We start from the raw sequence: 14,539 nt of genomic DNA on the forward strand, positions 1-14,539 counted from the left end.
TGCTTCTGGCGCTGATCGTGGCGATCGCCCGGATACGGCGTACCGGCCTGCAGACGGAACGGCGCGGCAAGCAGCTGTCCGAAGCCTACGCCCGGCTCAACACCATCCTAGACACCTCGCTTGACGCGGTGATCGTGGCCGACATGCAGGGCCACATCCTGACGTTCAACCCGGCGGTACCGAACGGATTTTCGGCTACCGCTACGCGGAGGTCTACGGAAAAAACCTTGCAGAGATCATCGTTCCCGACCACTTCCGCGAGGCCCACGAGGCCGGCATGGCGCGGATGCGTGAGACCGGAGAGGCGAAGGTGGTGGACCATGGCCGCGTGCGGCTGGAAGCCCGGCGCCGCAACGGCGAGGTCTTTCCGGTGGAACTGGCCCTGCAAAAGGCCCGCGCCGGGGGCGAAGAGGTCGTCATCGGCTTCCTGCGCGACATCTCGCACCGCGTCGCCGCCGAGACCGAGATCATGGAGGCACGCGACCGGGCGCTGGCCGGAGAGAAGGCCAAGGCCGAATTCCTTGCCATGATGACCCACGAGATCCGCACCCCCCTGAACGGGCTTCTGGGCAACCTCGCGCTTCTGAAGAAGACGCCCCTGAACAGCCAGCAGGCTCACCATCTGCGCAATATGGACATCTCGGGCGCATTGCTGATGCATCACGTCGACGCGGTGCTCGACGTGGCCCGGTTCGAGGCCGGGGCCGTCAAGGCGCAGGAGGACACCGTCCACCTTGGCCAGCTTTTGCAGGACATCGTCGACGCCCAGCGCCAGCGCCGCCATGGCGGGCGGCAACCGCATCGGCTGGGAATGGTCCGGCGCGGCCCTGACATGGGTGCGCGTGGATGCCTCTCGGCTGCGTCAGGTGCTGGTGAACCTCGTCGGCAATGCCATCAAGTTCACCCGCGACGGGCGCATCCAGATCGAAGCCGAAACCCTGCCGCCGGAAGACGGCACCCGGCCCATGGTCGAGATCCGCGTGATCGATACCGGCATCGGCATCGCCGAAGAGGAGCTGGGCAAGGTCTTCGACGACTTTCACACCATCGGCGGGGCCGAGGCGTCCACGGTGGGCGGCACCGGGCTTGGCCTCGGGATCGCGCGGCGCTTCATGCAGGCCCTGGGCGGCGAGATCGGTGTCGAAAGCACGCCGGGCGAAGGCAGCGCCTTCTGGGTGCGCTTCCCCGTGACCCCGGCAGAGGCACCGGCGCCGGACACCGACAGGCCAGAGGCGCCGCCCCCCGACACCGCACCCTGCCGGATTCTTCTGGTGGAAGACAACGAGATCAACCTCGACCTTGCCCGGCACATGCTGCGCGGCCTTGGCCATTCCGTCACCGAGGCGCGGGACGGTCGGGCCGCGGTGGCGCTGGCCGGTGCAGAGCCCTTCGACATGATCCTGATGGATGTCCGAATGCCGGTTCTGAACGGGCTGGACGCCACGCGCGCCATCCGGGCGGGCGCGGGACCGAACGCGACCACCCCGATCATCGCGGTCTCGGCCAATGTCCTGCCCGAAGCACGGGACAGGTTCGTGGCCGCGGGGATGACCGGTTTTCTGGCCAAGCCGCTGTCCCCGGACAGCCTTGCCCGGGTCATTGCCCGCTATGCCCCGCAGGCCCCGCCGCCCGCTTCGGCGGCGCCCTCTGCCCCCCTGAAGGACGGTGGGGCGGCGGCACCAGCCGAAACGCCCGGACAGCCCCCCTGCCCCATGCGGCAGAAATCAACGCCGCCCCGCAGGGCGCCGGGGCGGCACCACCGCCCTCGCCTCTGGCCGCCCTGATGGCGCGCTACCAGTCCGAGGTCGATGCCCTCCTTGCCCTCGATCTGGCCGCCACCCCCTTCGACAATCTGGCGGAGCAGGCCCACAGGGTGGCCGGCAGCGCGGCGGCCTTTGGCCAGACCGGGCTGCGCGCGGCGCTTGTCACCGTCGAGATGGCGGCGGAAAGCGGCGACGCCGAGGCCGTGGCGCTGGCCATGGAAGAGGCCCGCGCCGCCCGCGACACGGACCCCGACCCGACCCTAGGGGACTGAGGGCCCGCCTAGGGGATCAGCAGGGCCGCCGCGGCGACGCCGCCGACCACCCGTGCCGATCTCGGCGAGGTTCGTGACCCGGCTGTCGTAGCAGGCGATCGAGTCCCCCGGCAGCAGGTAGGGGTCGTAATCGTCGCGGTCGGCGCGGCGCAACTGGTCCTCGATGCTGCGCTCGATCACCACCGAGACGCCGGTCAGGGGGTCGCGCGTGAACAGCACGGCAGAGCGATGCGCGCTGCTGGCGCGCGCGCCGCCGACGCAGTTGGTGTTGACCACGGCCTGCATGAACCGGGTGCCATATGGCACCTCGCGCACCTCCCGCCCGATTGCCGAGGGTGCATTGCCGGTGGCGGGCTGCGTGAGGTTGGACAGGAACAGCGAGATGCCCGGCGGGCTGATCGGTCCGGGGCGCATCAGCTCGTCCTGAAAGCACTGACGGCTGGGCACGACGATCTCGTCCCCGGCCAAAAGCACGATGTCCGTGGCGTGGCGCCCGTGGAAGACTCCGCGCAGGTCGAGGATGTGCCGGTGCCCGGCCCTGTGCAGCTCGATGCGCGACAGGTCGGCATCCGGGCGCACGCCCCCGGCGGCGCGCAGGGCGGTCGAGAGGTTGCGGCCCTCGGTCGAGGCGCCGATGGCCGCTTGCCGGGCGCGGTCGATATCGGCCCCCGAGCGCACCCCGACCTCTACCGAATGGGGCTCGAAGACGGCGCCCGAGACCGCGACCGCGACGCTGGCCATGTCCACCAACCGGACCGACAGGCGCGGGGTGCTGTCGTAGAACCCGCCTTCCCGCAGCAGGCGACCCAGCTCCTGCTCGATGTCATTCGTGGTGCGCCCCTGCGCCGGGATCGGCGGCAGGAAGGGCATCTTCAGCAACCCGTCCCGGGAAATCACGTAATCGCCGTTGAAGGTCTCGTCGTCGCCGACACGGATGTCGAGAAGGTCGTCGCGGGACAGACGTTCCCCGCGCAGCGAGAGCGCCACAAGGCCCCCCTTGCCAGCCCCGGCATCCCCGACCCCACCGCCGGGGCGGCAGGATTCCGCATTCATGCGGGTCGAGACCAGCATCTCGCCGCTCTGGCGCGGCGGATCGCGGTACTGCGCCTCGGAAGCCGCCGCCGGTGCGGACCGGCGCGATGTTCTCGGGCGTGGGAGCCGCCCCGCACCCGGCCAGAAACGACAGGCAGACCGCGGTCGTGACAAGGGCCGCACGGCGCAGCGGCAGGGAACTGGGCTGTAATGTCATGCGCATAGGGGTCCTTCCGGAGAGTCACCACATGCATAGCACATGCAGAACACATGCATAGCGCGACCGTCCCGGCACGGCTTCCACGGGAGCGGATGGGCCACCTGTCCATCCGGATAGGTCGCGGGGCGAAGGCGGCTTCGGCCCCTCCCCCCGCGTGTGGGACAGACCGTGACCCGCTTGGCTATGGATTAAACGAACCCGAACAGGAGCCCGCCACCCGTGTCCCGCGCAAACGCACTCTTCGGCCAGCTGATGGCCTACGGCGCCTCGGAGATCGCCACGAAGCTGTCCCGGCTGGGGGTGGTGATCGCCGTCGCCCGCACGCTCGACCTTGCCGAGATCGGCCTGGCCGCCGCCGCGCTCGCCACCGGCGACCTGCTGAAATCCCTGACCGAGAACGGTGTCGGCCAGCGCATCATCGCGGCACCCGCCGAGACGCTGGAGGCCACCTGCAAGCGCGCGCACCGCCTGAACTGGATCTGGTGCTCGGGTCTCTTCACGGTGCAGGCCGCGCTGGCCCTGATCCTGTGGCTGGCCACCGGCAACGCCATGCTGGCGGCGCTGGTGCTGGTCCTCGCCGGGGAATACCTGTTCATGCCGGGCGGGCTGGTGCACTGCGGCCTCGCCCTGCGCGCGGGCAAGCTGAAGCGGACCGCGGCCATTGCCGGGACGCAGGCCGTGACCGCCAACCTGCTGTCCGTCGGGCTGGCGGTGCTCTGGCCCTCTGCGATTGCGCTGGTCCTGCCGCGCCTGCTGACCGCGCCCTTCTGGCTTTGGGCCATGCGGCGCCTGCACCCCTGGCGCCCCGATCCGCAGGCCGGTCTGGCGCCCACCGCCGACTTCCTGCGCTTCGGCGGCCCGGTGCTGGGAACCGAAGTCATCCGGACGGCGCGGCTGCACGGCGACAAGCTGGTGGTCGGCGCGCTTCTCGGCCCGGAACTGCTGGGCGCCTACTTCATGGCCTTCAACGCGGGCCTCAGCCTTGCCACCTCCTTCTCTGCCGCCTTTGCCGCGGTTCTCTTTCCGACCCTCTGCCGCGCATCCTGCCGCACGACCGCCCTGCGGGACGGGCTGCGCCTGTCGCTGAGCCTGATCGCCCCGGCGGTTGTGGCGCAGGCGCTGCTGGCGCCCTGGTACGTGCCGCTGCTGCTGGGGGCACAGCACGCCGACCTGGCCACCCCGGTCGCCATCCTCTGCCTCGTCGCCATCCCGACGATGATCTGGACCGCGACGGCCGGCTGGCTGCGGGCCGAGGGCCGCACCGGGGCCGAACTGCGCGGCACGGCGATCCTGACCGGCACGCTGCTGGCAGGCACCGCATGCGCGGCACCCTTCGGCCTCGAGGCGCTGGCCTGGACCCACCTTGCCACCGCCTGCGGCGTGATGCTGGCGCTGTCGCGCCCCGCGCTAAGCCTGTCCTATCCGCAAGTCTTCAAGAAGGCCTGACCCATGCCCCTGATCTCTGTCATCGTGCCCCTCTACAACGCGGCCCGGACCCTGAGCGCCACGGTCCGCTCGATCCAGGCCCGGGGCTGGCGCAACTGGGAAGCCATCCTCGTCGACGACGGGTCCACCGACGGCAGCCTCCCCATCGCCGGGGCCCTAGCCGCCGATGATGCGCGCCTGCATGTCGCGCGCAATCCCGGCAAGGGACCAAGCGCCGCGCGCAACCACGGGGCGCTGACGCTGGCGCGGGGGGATATCTTGTGCTTCCTCGATGCGGATGATCTCTGGACCCCGGAAAAGCTGGCCGAGGTCGCCCAAAGCCTTCTTGGCGGCGAGGCGGATGCCGTTTACGACCGGGTCGGTTTCTTCACCGAGGACCCGGCCTGCATCACCAGCCGCTCGACCGTGCCCGCCGGGCCGCTGACCATTCCCATGCTGCTGGCCGAGAACCCGGTCTGCACCCTGTCGAACCTCTCGCTCCGGCGCGCGGCCTTCGTCGCGGCGGGCGGCTTTCGCGCGGACATGGTCCACAACGAAGACCTCGACTTTCTCGTGACGCTGGCCGGACAGGGTGCCCGGGTCACGGGCATCGCCCGCGACCACGTTCTGTACCGGCAAAGCGCCGGGGGCCTGTCCTCGGATCTGGACGCGATGCGGCAAAGCCGGACCGAGGTGGTGGCCACCGCGCGGCGCTACGGCCATGACAGCGCCCCCGCGCAGAGGCGCGCTACATCCGCTACCTGACCCGCCGCGCCATGCGGCTGGGCCACGACTGCGCCACGGTGCGCAGCCTGGTGACCCAGGGGCTGAAAGCCGATGCCGCCGCATTCCTGACCCCGCCCCGGCGCGGGTTTGCCACCGCGATCGGCGGCCTTGCCTATCCCGCTCTGCCCCGCGCCCTGCGCCGCTTTCTGTTTTCCCGCTGAAGGAGCACCCCCATGCCATACGCCTCCATCGTCGTCCCCGCCTTCAATGCCAGCCGGACCCTGCCCGCAACGCTTCTGTCGCTGCGCTCGCAGACCTTCCGCGACCTCGAGATTGTCGTCGTGGACGACGGATCGACCGACGACACCGCCGTGATTGCCAGCCGCGCTGCCGAGGCCGACCCCCGCATCCGGCTGGTCCGGCAGGGCAACCGGGGTCTGGCCGGGGCACGCAACAGCGGCATCCATGCTGCGACCGGCACGGTTGTCGGGTTCTGCGACGCCGATGACCTCTGGCTGCCGGAAAAGCTGGCCGCGCATGTCGAACACCTTGCCCAGGCGCCGCTGGTGGGGCTCAGCTACTCCGGCTCTGCCATGATCGACGACAGCGGCGCCCGCATCGGCCACGCGCAGCGCCCGCGCCTCTACGGCGTCACCCCGGCGCATGTGTTCAAGCGCAACCCGGTGGGCAACGGCTCCAGCCCGGTGATGCGGCGCGAGACGCTGGCCGATATCGCATGGCGCCCGGCCAGCGAACCCAAACGGGACTGGGTCTTCGACGAGACCTTCCGCCAGTCCGAGGACATCGAATGCTGGCTGCGGCTTTGCCTGACGACGGACTGGATGATCGAAGGCGTTCCCGGACTGTTGACGGAATACCGCATCAGCGGCGGCGGCCTGTCGGCCAATGTCGAGGCGCAACTGGCCTCGTGGGAGCGGATGGTCACCAAGTTGCGCCCCGCCGCGCCCGATTTCTTCGAGCGTCACGAAGCCGCCGCGCGCGCCTACCAGCTGCGCTACCTCGCGCGGCGCGCCGTCTCTGCCGGGGACGGGCCGGTCGCCCGCGACTTCCTGCGCCGCGCGCTGGCACAGTCGCGCCGCCCGCTGATCGAAGAGCCGCTGAAAAGCACCGTCACCCTTCTTGCAGCCGCGGCCACCGTAGCCGTCTGGGGTCCGCCCCGCTTCCCTTCCTGCGCACCGCGCGCAACCCCGCCCGTTCCTGACCAGCCAACCGGAGGAGACACCCCATGCCCCGCATCCTGCATCTTGTCGACGACACCACCCCCGGCGGCGTCATGCGCGTCATCGAGCATGTGACGACCAACGCGGCGCTGTCCGCCCGGGCCGAGCACTGCGTTCAGGTCGTGTCCCCGACCGGCCCCCTGCCGCCGGTTCAGGCCGATGTCATCGTCTCGCACCTGTCCCTGTCCTGGCGCCGGCTGCCGTTGCTGATCGCGTTCAGGGCGCGCCACGCGCAGGTTCCGCTGATCCATGTCGAACACAGCTACACAGAGGCCTTCACCGCCCTGAACGTCTCGGCCCGGGCCCGGTTCTTCACCATGCTGCGGCTGTCGCTCTCGCTGTTCGACCGTGTCGTCGCGGTCAGCGAGGCGCAGGGGCGGTGGCTGCAGAAGCGCGGCCTTGTCGACGCGCCGTCGCTGCAGGTCATCCCCTCGGCGGTCGACCTGTCGCCCTTCCGCGCGGTGCCGCGCCAAAGCGGTCCCGTCCGGGTCATCGGCGCCATTGGCCGGCTGCACCGTCAGAAGGGCTTCGACATCCTGATCGAGGCCTTCCGCATGCTGCCCGATCCCGACATCGCCCTGCACATCCACGGCACCGGGCCAGAAGCCGCAGACCTCGCCGCCCGCGCTGCGGGAGACACGCGCATCCGCTTCTTCGGCCACGCGGCCTCGCCCGCCGCCGCCTATGGCGGGGTCGATCTGGTCGCCATGCCCTCGCGGTGGGAGGCCTTCGGGCTTGTCGCGCTGGAGGCCCGCGCGGCAGGCCGGGGGCTGGTTTGCGCGGATGTGGACGGCCTGCGCGAAAGCGGGGCGGGCGCCCGATTTGTCCGGGGTTCCACGCCGCAGGACTGGGCCGGGGCGCTGACCGCCTGCCTGAACGACCCCCTGCCCGCAGTGCCGCCGCCCGCCGCCTTCGACCCGTGCTGCGATGGCTGGCTGCGCCTGATGGACGACATCCTGCAACCGACGGCCATGGCCGCATGACCGCTTGACCGCGCGTCCGTTCAGAGCCACCGGGGACACCGCTGGCTGATCGTCCTGATCAACCGCCGCCCCCGGGGCTGTGCGCATCAAGCCCCGGGTTTGCGCCGGCAAGGCCGGAGCTTCACAGCCGGACCGCTTCACAGCCGACCCGGCCCACCGCAAGCCCGGACCGAAGATTCGGACCGGATCGAGACTCGAACGCGGGTCCATCCCGTCGCCGAGACAAGGCGTCGGACGAGCGGCTGAAAGCATGGATCAACCGTCTGCGCCTGCCGCGGGACCAGCCGCGGCGTCGGAACGGAAATGCCGCCTTCGTCAGGGAATGCAACGGTCCCGGACGCGCGGCCCGGTCCGGCGTCCAGAGGCCCGACCGTCAGCCAGAGCCGCGCGGGCAAAGCGTCGGCACCATCGCGTGCCGGACCAGCCCCTGTTCGCCGCCGAGCCGCGCCAGCAGCAATTCGCCCGCGGTCCGGCCAAGCCGGGTGGTGTCGATCCCCACCGTCGTGAGGCCGGGGCCGACGTTGCCCGCATCCTCGTGGTGGCCGAAGCCGACGATGGCCAGCTCGCGCGGCAGGTCCAGTCCCCGGCGCAGGGCCTCGTAAAGGCCGCCGATGGCCAGCACGCTGTTGGAAAAGAACACCGCGTCGATATCGGTTGCCCGGTCCAGCAGCCCGGCAAGCGCCGCGCTGCCCGCGCCGGTGCCCTCCAGCGGCTCGGCATGCAGCGTCTCGGCCACGGTCAGGCCAAGCTCGGCGCAGGCGCTGGCAAAGCCCGCGTGACGCAGCGCACCGCGCCCGGTTGCACGGTACCGATCACCGCGACGCGGCGATGGCCCTGACGGGCCAGATGCTCTGCCGCCATGCGGCCCGCGTCGGTGTTCGAGAAGCCGACCAGCATGTCGATGGGATCGGGCGGCCAGGCCCATGTTTCAAGGATCGGCACGCCGAGCGCCCGCAGCCGGTCGCGGTTGTCCTCCATCTCGATGACGCCGGTGAACAGCACCGCCGCCGGACGCAGCTGGCTCAGCGACTGGATCGCCGCCGCCTCGCGCTCGTAAGAATAGCCGGTCTGGCCGATCAGGAACTGGTAGCCCGCCGTCTCGAGAACCCCGGCGCAGGCACGCAGCGCCCGGCTGAACTCCGAGCTGAGCATGTTCGACTGGTAGGCGACGACGATCCTCGACCGCCCCGACCGCAGCGCCGAGGCCATGGCGTCGCGCTGGTAGCCCGTCGCCTTCATGGCCGCCTCGATGCGCCCGCGCTTGTCCGCGCTGACCTTGGCGGGGTCGCTCAGCGCCCGGCTAACGGTGATCGGCGCGACGCCAGCCAGCTTTGCCACATCCTTCAGCCCGACCTTGCCCGAGGGGGCAGGGCTCTGCGCCGTGCGCGGGATGCGCAGCACGGCATCGGGGCGGGGCGGGGTCATGGCTTACCTGTCTGCAAATTTTCCAACCTGTAGCAAGCAGTCCCCGGGCAGGCAATCGACGTGCAGGCGGCGCGACATGACCACCCCCGCTCGCGCCACATGCAGGGCCACGGGCGGATCGAGCGGACGCTCGAAATCGGCGAAATGACCGGCGAGGTCGCCGGGGCGCACCGTGTCGCCGATCTCGACGGCGGGTTCGAACCAGCCGCGATGCGGGGCATAGATCGCCTGTTCGTATTCGTTGAGCGTCAGGAAGACGGTCCGGTGGGGCGTCGCCGTGCTTGGCAGCAGCGGCGCGTCGAGCAGACCCGCCGCCATGAGCACGCCGTTGATCGCCTGCGCCGTAAGCGCGACGCTCTGCGGGGTCAGGGACGCGCCGCCGCCGAATTCGCCGCTGATCGCGATGGCCCCGGCCCGGATCGCGCCCGCCATCGAGGTCGGCGCCTCGGCGCCGTTCCGGGCGATGAAGGCATAGGGCATCGCCATGGCCGACAGCAGCCGCTCGGCCTCGGCCTGTTTCGCGGGGTCCGCGTATTCCTCGATCAGCCCGGTCGGCAGATGCGCCATCGAGGTGCCGCCCGAATGCAGGTCGAAGACGATATCGTGCTTCGGGAAAAGATCCTGTTCGAGACAATGGGCGATGCGCTGCGTCGGCCCGCCCGCCGGATCGCCGGGAAAGGCCCGGTTGAGGTTGCCGCCGTCGAGCGGCGAGCAGCGCCGCGCCGCCATCACCGCCGGAAGGTTGACGTAGGGCAGCACCGTGACCGCCCCCTTCAGCCGCCCGGCCTCCTCTGCGCTCTTCAACAGCGGCAGGATGCGGGTGAGCGCCATGCAGCCCTCGTATTCGTCGCCGTGGTTGCCGGCCATCAGCAGCACCGACGGCCCGTCGGTGCCGCGCACGCGGAACACCGGGATGCGCGCCTGCCAGTAGGGCGAGCGGTCGACGGACACCGGCATCACCAGATGGTCGGACTGGAACCCGACCCGATTGAAGTCGAGGGCGACGTGGACGCCGGTATGCATGGATGGGCCTGTATCTTGGGAAGAGAAAGCGCCGCGGGCAGGGTCATGCCCGCGGCAGTCGGGCAAGGGTCAGAGGTTGGGCAGCTCCTGCCGCTCTCCGAAGAAGGTTTCCTGCAGGTCACCCAGGTCTCCGCTCATCCGGTGGAAGAACAAGAAGGTGTTGATCCAGTTGAGGAAGTTCTGCTCGCCCTGCGCCACGGCGGCATGGGCAGGGGATTGCCGGATCTGGAAGGCCAGCGCGACGTCGTGGCCGGGGTTGTCCTGCCCCACCTTGAGCGCGATGGCGCTGTTCTCGGCGAAGTAATCGACCTGCCCCGCGAGGAAGGCGGCGATGGCGGCGGGGGTGTCCTCGAAGCGCGACAGCTGGATGCCCGGCGCGTTGTCGGTGAGCCAGGTGTCGAGGGTCGAGCCCTTGGCCACGGCCACCCGCGCGCCTTCGAGATCGCCGGGGGCGTCGAAGGTCGGCGCATCTGCCGCGCCATAGACGCCCAGCGTCACGGCGGCATAGGGCTGCGAGAACATCACCATCTGGGCCCGCTCGGGCGTGGCCCCGGCGGCGGCGATCAGCAGGTCGACCTTGCCCGACAGCAGCGAGGGAATCCGGCTCTGGCCGGTCAGCGGCACCAGTTCCAGCTCGGCGTTCAGATCCTTCGCCATGAGCTTTGCCAGTTCGACGTCGAGGCCGGTCTCGGCACCGCTGTCATCGGTGAAGCCCCAGTGGCGCGGCGTCCAGCAGCACGCCGACGCGCAGCGTGCCGTTGTCGAGTACATCCTGAAGCCTGTCGGCCTGCGCAGGCGCGGCGAGGCTGGCGGCCGCCAGCGCGGCGGCAATGAAGTTCCGGATCATCCTGTTGGTCCTTTTTTAGTGAGAGGCCGCAAGAAAGGCTTGCAGCTCGGGGGTTTGCGGGTTGGCAAACAGCTCTGCGGGCGGGCCCTGTTCCCAGACGCGGCCCTGGTGCATGAAGACGATGCGATTGGCGACATTGCGGGCAAAACCCATCTCGTGGGTCACGAGGATCATGGTCATCCCCAGCCGCGCCATGTCCTCCATGACCTTCAGCACCTCGCCCACCAGCTGCGGGTCAAGCGCCGAGGTCACCTCGTCGAACAGCATCAGCTGCGGGCGCATGGCAAGGCAGCGGGCAATCGCGACGCGCTGCTGCTGCCCGCCGGACAGCTGGCCGGGATAGGCCCTGCGCTTGTCGGCGAGGCCGACGCGCGACAGCACCTCTTCGGCCAGCGCGGGGGCCTCGGCCTTGGTGATCTTGCCGGTCAGCACCGGGGCCAGCGTCACGTTGCGCTCGATGGTCATGTGGGGAAAGAGGTTGAACGCACTGGAAGACGATGCCGACGGTCTGGCGCATCTCGCGCAGGTTCGGCATGTCCATCGCCATGCGCTGCCCGCCGATGCGGATCTCGCCGCCCGAGGTTTCCTCGAGCGCGTTGATGCAGCGCAGCAGCGTCGACTTTCCCGAGCCGGACTGGCCGATGATGGTGACGATCTCGCCCTGCTCGATGGTCAGGTCGATGCCCTTGAGCACCTCGAGCGCGCCGAAATTCTTGCGGATGTTTTCGATCTCAACCAGCGCCATTGAAACGGGCCTCCGGGCTGCGGGACCAGCGGGTCAGTGGATAACAAAGGGCAAAGTAGACGACCGCCACCAGGCTGTAGGTCAGCAGGGGCTGGAAGGTGCCCGCGATCACGATCTGGCCTGCGCGGGCCAGTTCGACGAAGCCGACCACCGAGGCCAGCGAGGTGTTCTTGATGAGCTGCACGAGGAAGCCGACCGTTGCGGGCAGCGCGATGCGCAGCGCCTGCGGCGCGATGACATGGATGAACACGTGACGGCGGCTCAGCCCGAGGCAGTCCGCCGCCTCCCATTGCGCCTGGCGCACAGCGGCGATGCCGCCGCGCCAGATCTCGCCGAGGAAGGCCCCGGTATAAAGCGCATAGGCCAGCGCCACCGCGACCAGAGCGGGCAGCTCGATGTTCAGGAAGACCGGCAGGCCGAAGTAGAAGAACATCAGCAGGCCAAGCAGCGGGATGCCCTGCAGCATCTCGATATAGGCCCAGGCGATCCAGCGCGGCGCCTTCGCGCGGGCCGAGCGCGCCGAGGCTGACCAGCAGCGCCAGCGGGCCGCCGAAGGCCAGGGTCAGCGCCACCAGCAGCAGCGTCCATTTCAACCCCTCGATCAGGGCAAGGATATCGGCGGGGGAAAACTGTCTCATGTCTCAGCGCCCCTCGGGCCAGCGGAAGGCCAGCTTGCCGATCCCGGCAAAGGCGAGGCGGAAGAAGATCGCCATGCCGAGGTAGATGGCGCAGGCCAGCGCGTAGACCTCGAAGCTGCGATAGGTGCGGCTGTCGATGAAGCCCGCGGCGTGGAACAGCTCGTCCACCGAGACCTGCGAGGCCAGCGAGGTGCCCAGCATCAGCAGCACGAACTGCGAGGTCATCGAGGGGTAGATATTGCGCAGCGCCGGCGGCAGCACGACATGGCGGAACAGCTGCCAGCGGCTGAGGCCCAGGCAGGCGCCCGCCTCGATCTGGCTCTTGGGGATCGAATCGAGCCCCGAGCGGAAGATCTCGGTCATGTAGGCGCCGAAGTAGATCGACAGGGCGATGGCGGCGGCGGGAAAGGGCGGCAGGCGCAGGCCAAGCCCGGGCAGCACGAAGAAGATCAGGAAGATCTGGATCAGCGCCGGAGTGTTGCGGATCACCTCGACATAGCCGCGCGTGATGCGGGTCGCGACGGGATGGCCCGAGCGCAGCGCCCGCGCGCCCAGCAGGCCAAGTGCCAGCCCTCCCAGCACCGCAAGGGCGGTGAGTTCGAGCGTTGTGATGACGCCCTCCCACCACGCATCCTCGTAGCGCCAGAGTGGTCGAAAATTCAGATTGGTCATGGGTGAGTGGGGTCTATGGTAACGTTGTCATCATTGTGCGACACAAAAATCATCCATGGTAACGTTGTCAACATCATTTTCCCGAAAACATGAAAATGGCGCCGGGATTCTCTCCCGGCGCCACGCAGTGCCCGATTTCCGGGCCGTCAGCCGAAGCGGGTCTTGATGGCGGCGACCACGCGTCCCGCTGCGTCCAGCTCCCAGAGCACGCTGTGACGGTCGATGCAGGTGCAGGGGTGCGAGATGCCGAATTCGATCACGTCGCCCGGGCGTAGCCCCGCGTGATGCAGGAAGGCGTGCTGGTCGTTCAGCTTCGTCACCGTGACGCCGATATCCGCAACCGGCACGCCATCCCGCCAAAGGCGCAGCGCGATCGGCAGATCCTGATCGATGGCCACGTCGCGCAGACCCATGCCGCAGATCGCAAGCCCCTCTTCGGGGGTCGAGAGCACCTCGGCCCAGAGCCGCAGGGTCGGGATGAAGGCGCCCTCGAGGTGGCCGCCGCGCTTCTGCATGTCCGCAAGGCCGCGTTCGTAGACGCCGTGGTCGTGGAAGTAGAGCGCGCCGGAGCGCAGCACCAGATCGGTGTTCGGGGCCTGCGCCAGATCGCCCAGCAGCGCCAGCACCCGGTCGAACCAGGCCGAGCCGCCCACCGACAGCATCAGCGGCGCCTCGGGACCGGCAGCCTCGCGGATCTGCGCGAACAGAGCCTTGCTGCGGATCAGCAACGCATCGATGCGGCGCTGGCTTTCGACCGGGTCCGCCACCGCGCTGGCGCCCTCGTAGGCGGCAAGCCCGGACAGGCCCAGCCTGCCCTCGGACAGGATGCGCCGCGCCAGCGCCAGCGCGTCCTCGTCGCGACGGATCCCGCCACGGTCGGTGCCGATCTCGACCAGCAGGCCAAGCGGCGGCAGCGTCTCGTCCCATGCGGCGCAAAGCGCCTCGTAGGTCTCGGCACTGTCGACGAAGATGTGGAATTCGGCGCCCGGGTAGCCCTTCAGAAGCGCCGCGAGACGCCGCGCCGCCGCCGCACCGCCGATGCCATTGGCGAGGATCAGCCGCGTGATCCCGGCGTCGAGCAGAACCGCCGCCTGCCGGATATCGGCCACCGTGGCCCCCAGTGCGCCCGCGTCCAGCAGGCGCTGCGCCAGCAGCGGCGCCATCGGAGTCTTGGCATGGGGTGCAAGCTTTGCGCCGTAACCTGCCACGTGATCCATCATCAGCCGCGTGTTCGCGTCGAAGCCCGGACCGTCAAGGGTGATCATCGGCAACTGCAACGCGCCGTCCGCCGGGAAATGGGTGCCGCCGGTCGCCTCATCGGCACTGCCGCCGGTGGGAAAGCCGCGCAGGGTGGCGTCGAGGGGGATGGACATGGGCGACTCCTGTACATGTTCGTTATAGCGGTCGTATTTCTGGAAAGATGACGCTTCAAGGGAAGATTGGCCAGATACAGCGCGGAATATCCGAAGTACGTTACGCTATAATGGACAATTCGGCGAATCCCGGCTACCCCGCATGCACAGACGG

The 14,539-nt window shown here is 69.4% G+C and carries 17 protein-coding genes and 2 pseudogenes; 8 read left to right on the forward strand and 11 right to left on the reverse strand.

All coding sequences use genetic code 11. The features are described 5' to 3' along the window. Nucleotides 1-238 precede the first annotated feature (238 nt). The 3 genes and pseudogenes from ABFB10_RS00235 to ABFB10_RS00245 all read left to right on the forward strand — a co-directional run. Nucleotides 239-643: pseudogene (locus ABFB10_RS00235) on the forward strand (histidine kinase dimerization/phospho-acceptor domain-containing protein); the annotation flags it as partial. 91 nt (nucleotides 644-734) lie between these two features. Further along, entirely contained in the window at nucleotides 735-1,784 is a 1,050-nt protein-coding gene (locus ABFB10_RS00240) for an ATP-binding protein (protein ID WP_347164841.1), read from the forward strand. Further along, a complete protein-coding gene (locus ABFB10_RS00245) occupies nucleotides 1,784-2,035 on the forward strand; it encodes a hypothetical protein (protein ID WP_347164842.1) in 252 nt (83 codons plus the stop codon). Before ABFB10_RS00240 ends, ABFB10_RS00245 begins: the two co-directional genes overlap by 1 nt. Here the strand turns inward: ABFB10_RS00245 and ABFB10_RS00250 are convergent. Further along, nucleotides 2,024-3,106 (reverse strand): polysaccharide biosynthesis/export family protein, encoded by a 1,083-nt coding sequence (locus tag ABFB10_RS00250; protein WP_347164843.1) that lies wholly within the window; start codon nucleotides 3,104-3,106, stop codon nucleotides 2,024-2,026. The two genes, ABFB10_RS00245 and ABFB10_RS00250, sit on opposite strands and share 12 nt — an antisense overlap. A 400-nt stretch (nucleotides 3,107-3,506) precedes the next feature. Here ABFB10_RS00250 and ABFB10_RS00255 point away from each other — a divergent pair, with 400 nt between their 5' ends. The 5 genes from ABFB10_RS00255 to ABFB10_RS00275 are packed head-to-tail and all read left to right on the forward strand — an operon-like array spanning nucleotide 3,507 to nucleotide 7,662. Beyond that, complete coding sequence (locus tag ABFB10_RS00255; protein ID WP_347164844.1) at nucleotides 3,507-4,733, forward strand: oligosaccharide flippase family protein; 1,227 nt, start codon at nucleotides 3,507-3,509, stop codon at nucleotides 4,731-4,733. Nucleotides 4,734-4,736: 3 nt separating this feature from the next. Continuing rightward, nucleotides 4,737-5,477 (forward strand): glycosyltransferase family 2 protein, encoded by a 741-nt coding sequence (locus ABFB10_RS00260; protein ID WP_347164845.1) that lies wholly within the window; start codon nucleotides 4,737-4,739, stop codon nucleotides 5,475-5,477. Between the two features lie 11 nt (nucleotides 5,478-5,488). Further along, a complete protein-coding gene (locus ABFB10_RS00265) occupies nucleotides 5,489-5,659 on the forward strand; it encodes a hypothetical protein (protein ID WP_347164846.1) in 171 nt (56 codons plus the stop codon). Between the two features lie 12 nt (nucleotides 5,660-5,671). Continuing rightward, nucleotides 5,672-6,754: a glycosyltransferase family 2 protein gene (locus ABFB10_RS00270; protein ID WP_347164847.1), complete on the forward strand. Its 1,083-nt coding sequence runs from the start codon at nucleotides 5,672-5,674 to the stop codon at nucleotides 6,752-6,754. Beyond that, nucleotides 6,685-7,662, forward strand: coding sequence for a glycosyltransferase family 4 protein (locus tag ABFB10_RS00275; RefSeq protein ID WP_347164848.1), 978 nt, complete (start codon nucleotides 6,685-6,687; stop codon nucleotides 7,660-7,662). Before ABFB10_RS00270 ends, ABFB10_RS00275 begins: the two co-directional genes overlap by 70 nt. A gap of 373 nt (nucleotides 7,663-8,035) precedes the next feature. On the opposite strand, the gene ABFB10_RS00280 is transcribed toward ABFB10_RS00275, so the two are convergent. The 10 genes and pseudogenes from ABFB10_RS00280 to ABFB10_RS00320 all read right to left on the reverse strand — a co-directional run bounded on the left by ABFB10_RS00280 (nucleotide 8,036) and on the right by ABFB10_RS00320 (nucleotide 14,385). Further along, complete coding sequence (locus ABFB10_RS00280) at nucleotides 8,036-8,398, reverse strand: substrate-binding domain-containing protein (protein ID WP_347164849.1); 363 nt, start codon at nucleotides 8,396-8,398, stop codon at nucleotides 8,036-8,038. A 2-nt stretch (nucleotides 8,399-8,400) separates the two neighbouring features. Beyond that, complete coding sequence (locus tag ABFB10_RS00285; RefSeq protein ID WP_347164850.1) at nucleotides 8,401-9,087, reverse strand: LacI family DNA-binding transcriptional regulator; 687 nt, start codon at nucleotides 9,085-9,087, stop codon at nucleotides 8,401-8,403. A 3-nt stretch (nucleotides 9,088-9,090) separates the two neighbouring features. Then, entirely contained in the window at nucleotides 9,091-10,110 is a 1,020-nt protein-coding gene (locus ABFB10_RS00290) for a M14 family metallopeptidase (RefSeq protein ID WP_347164851.1), read from the reverse strand. A gap of 69 nt (nucleotides 10,111-10,179) precedes the next feature. Continuing rightward, nucleotides 10,180-10,881, reverse strand: a complete 702-nt coding sequence (locus ABFB10_RS00295; RefSeq protein WP_347164852.1) for a transporter substrate-binding domain-containing protein — start codon at nucleotides 10,879-10,881, stop codon at nucleotides 10,180-10,182. Further along, on the reverse strand, nucleotides 10,811-10,957 hold the full coding sequence (locus ABFB10_RS00300; RefSeq protein ID WP_347164853.1) for a hypothetical protein: 147 nt from the start codon (nucleotides 10,955-10,957) through the stop codon (nucleotides 10,811-10,813). The genes ABFB10_RS00295 and ABFB10_RS00300 overlap by 71 nt, the downstream gene beginning before the upstream one ends. A gap of 15 nt (nucleotides 10,958-10,972) precedes the next feature. Continuing rightward, a complete protein-coding gene (locus ABFB10_RS23865; RefSeq protein WP_430522977.1) occupies nucleotides 10,973-11,287 on the reverse strand; it encodes an ATP-binding cassette domain-containing protein in 315 nt (104 codons plus the stop codon). Next, entirely contained in the window at nucleotides 11,193-11,702 is a 510-nt protein-coding gene (locus tag ABFB10_RS23870; protein ID WP_430522971.1) for an ATP-binding cassette domain-containing protein, read from the reverse strand. The genes ABFB10_RS23865 and ABFB10_RS23870 overlap by 95 nt, the downstream gene beginning before the upstream one ends. Beyond that, nucleotides 11,689-12,216 (reverse strand): annotated as a pseudogene (locus tag ABFB10_RS00310) (amino acid ABC transporter permease); the annotation flags it as partial. The gene ABFB10_RS23870 and the pseudogene ABFB10_RS00310, both read right to left, overlap by 14 nt. Nucleotides 12,217-12,343: 127 nt before the next feature. After that, nucleotides 12,344-13,012 (reverse strand): amino acid ABC transporter permease, encoded by a 669-nt coding sequence (locus tag ABFB10_RS00315; RefSeq protein ID WP_347164855.1) that lies wholly within the window; start codon nucleotides 13,010-13,012, stop codon nucleotides 12,344-12,346. Nucleotides 13,013-13,158: 146 nt separating this feature from the next. Next, nucleotides 13,159-14,385 carry an alanine racemase gene (locus tag ABFB10_RS00320; protein WP_347164856.1) on the reverse strand — a complete coding sequence of 409 codons (1,227 nt, stop codon included), beginning with the start codon at nucleotides 14,383-14,385 and terminating at the stop codon, nucleotides 13,159-13,161. Nucleotides 14,386-14,539: the final 154 nt, after the last annotated feature.

It is taken from the genome of Ponticoccus litoralis (assembly GCF_039769985.1).
In the GTDB taxonomy this organism is placed as follows: domain Bacteria; phylum Pseudomonadota; class Alphaproteobacteria; order Rhodobacterales; family Rhodobacteraceae; genus Ponticoccus; species Ponticoccus litoralis.

What these genes read in the sequence shown, in the direction of transcription:
- ABFB10_RS23870 (WP_430522971.1), bottom strand. Translation starts at nt 11,702, where the DNA reads ATGGCGCTGGTTGAGATCGAAAACATCCGCAAGAATTTCGGCGCGCTC.
- ABFB10_RS00270 (WP_347164847.1), top strand. Translation starts at nt 5,672, where the DNA reads ATGCCATACGCCTCCATCGTCGTCCCCGCCTTCAATGCCAGCCGGACC.
- ABFB10_RS00265 (WP_347164846.1), top strand. Translation starts at nt 5,489, where the DNA reads ATGCGGCTGGGCCACGACTGCGCCACGGTGCGCAGCCTGGTGACCCAG.
- ABFB10_RS00250 (WP_347164843.1), bottom strand. Translation starts at nt 3,106, where the DNA reads ATGCTGGTCTCGACCCGCATGAATGCGGAATCCTGCCGCCCCGGCGGT.
- ABFB10_RS00315 (WP_347164855.1), bottom strand. Translation starts at nt 13,012, where the DNA reads ATGACCAATCTGAATTTTCGACCACTCTGGCGCTACGAGGATGCGTGG.
- ABFB10_RS00290 (WP_347164851.1), bottom strand. Translation starts at nt 10,110, where the DNA reads ATGCATACCGGCGTCCACGTCGCCCTCGACTTCAATCGGGTCGGGTTC.
- ABFB10_RS00245 (WP_347164842.1), top strand. Translation starts at nt 1,784, where the DNA reads ATGGCGCGCTACCAGTCCGAGGTCGATGCCCTCCTTGCCCTCGATCTG.
- ABFB10_RS00300 (WP_347164853.1), bottom strand. Translation starts at nt 10,957, where the DNA reads ATGATCCGGAACTTCATTGCCGCCGCGCTGGCGGCCGCCAGCCTCGCC.
- ABFB10_RS00320 (WP_347164856.1), bottom strand. Translation starts at nt 14,385, where the DNA reads ATGTCCATCCCCCTCGACGCCACCCTGCGCGGCTTTCCCACCGGCGGC.
- ABFB10_RS00295 (WP_347164852.1), bottom strand. Translation starts at nt 10,881, where the DNA reads ATGTACTCGACAACGGCACGCTGCGCGTCGGCGTGCTGCTGGACGCCG.
- ABFB10_RS00260 (WP_347164845.1), top strand. Translation starts at nt 4,737, where the DNA reads ATGCCCCTGATCTCTGTCATCGTGCCCCTCTACAACGCGGCCCGGACC.
- ABFB10_RS00285 (WP_347164850.1), bottom strand. Translation starts at nt 9,087, where the DNA reads ATGACCCCGCCCCGCCCCGATGCCGTGCTGCGCATCCCGCGCACGGCG.
- ABFB10_RS00275 (WP_347164848.1), top strand. Translation starts at nt 6,685, where the DNA reads ATGCCCCGCATCCTGCATCTTGTCGACGACACCACCCCCGGCGGCGTC.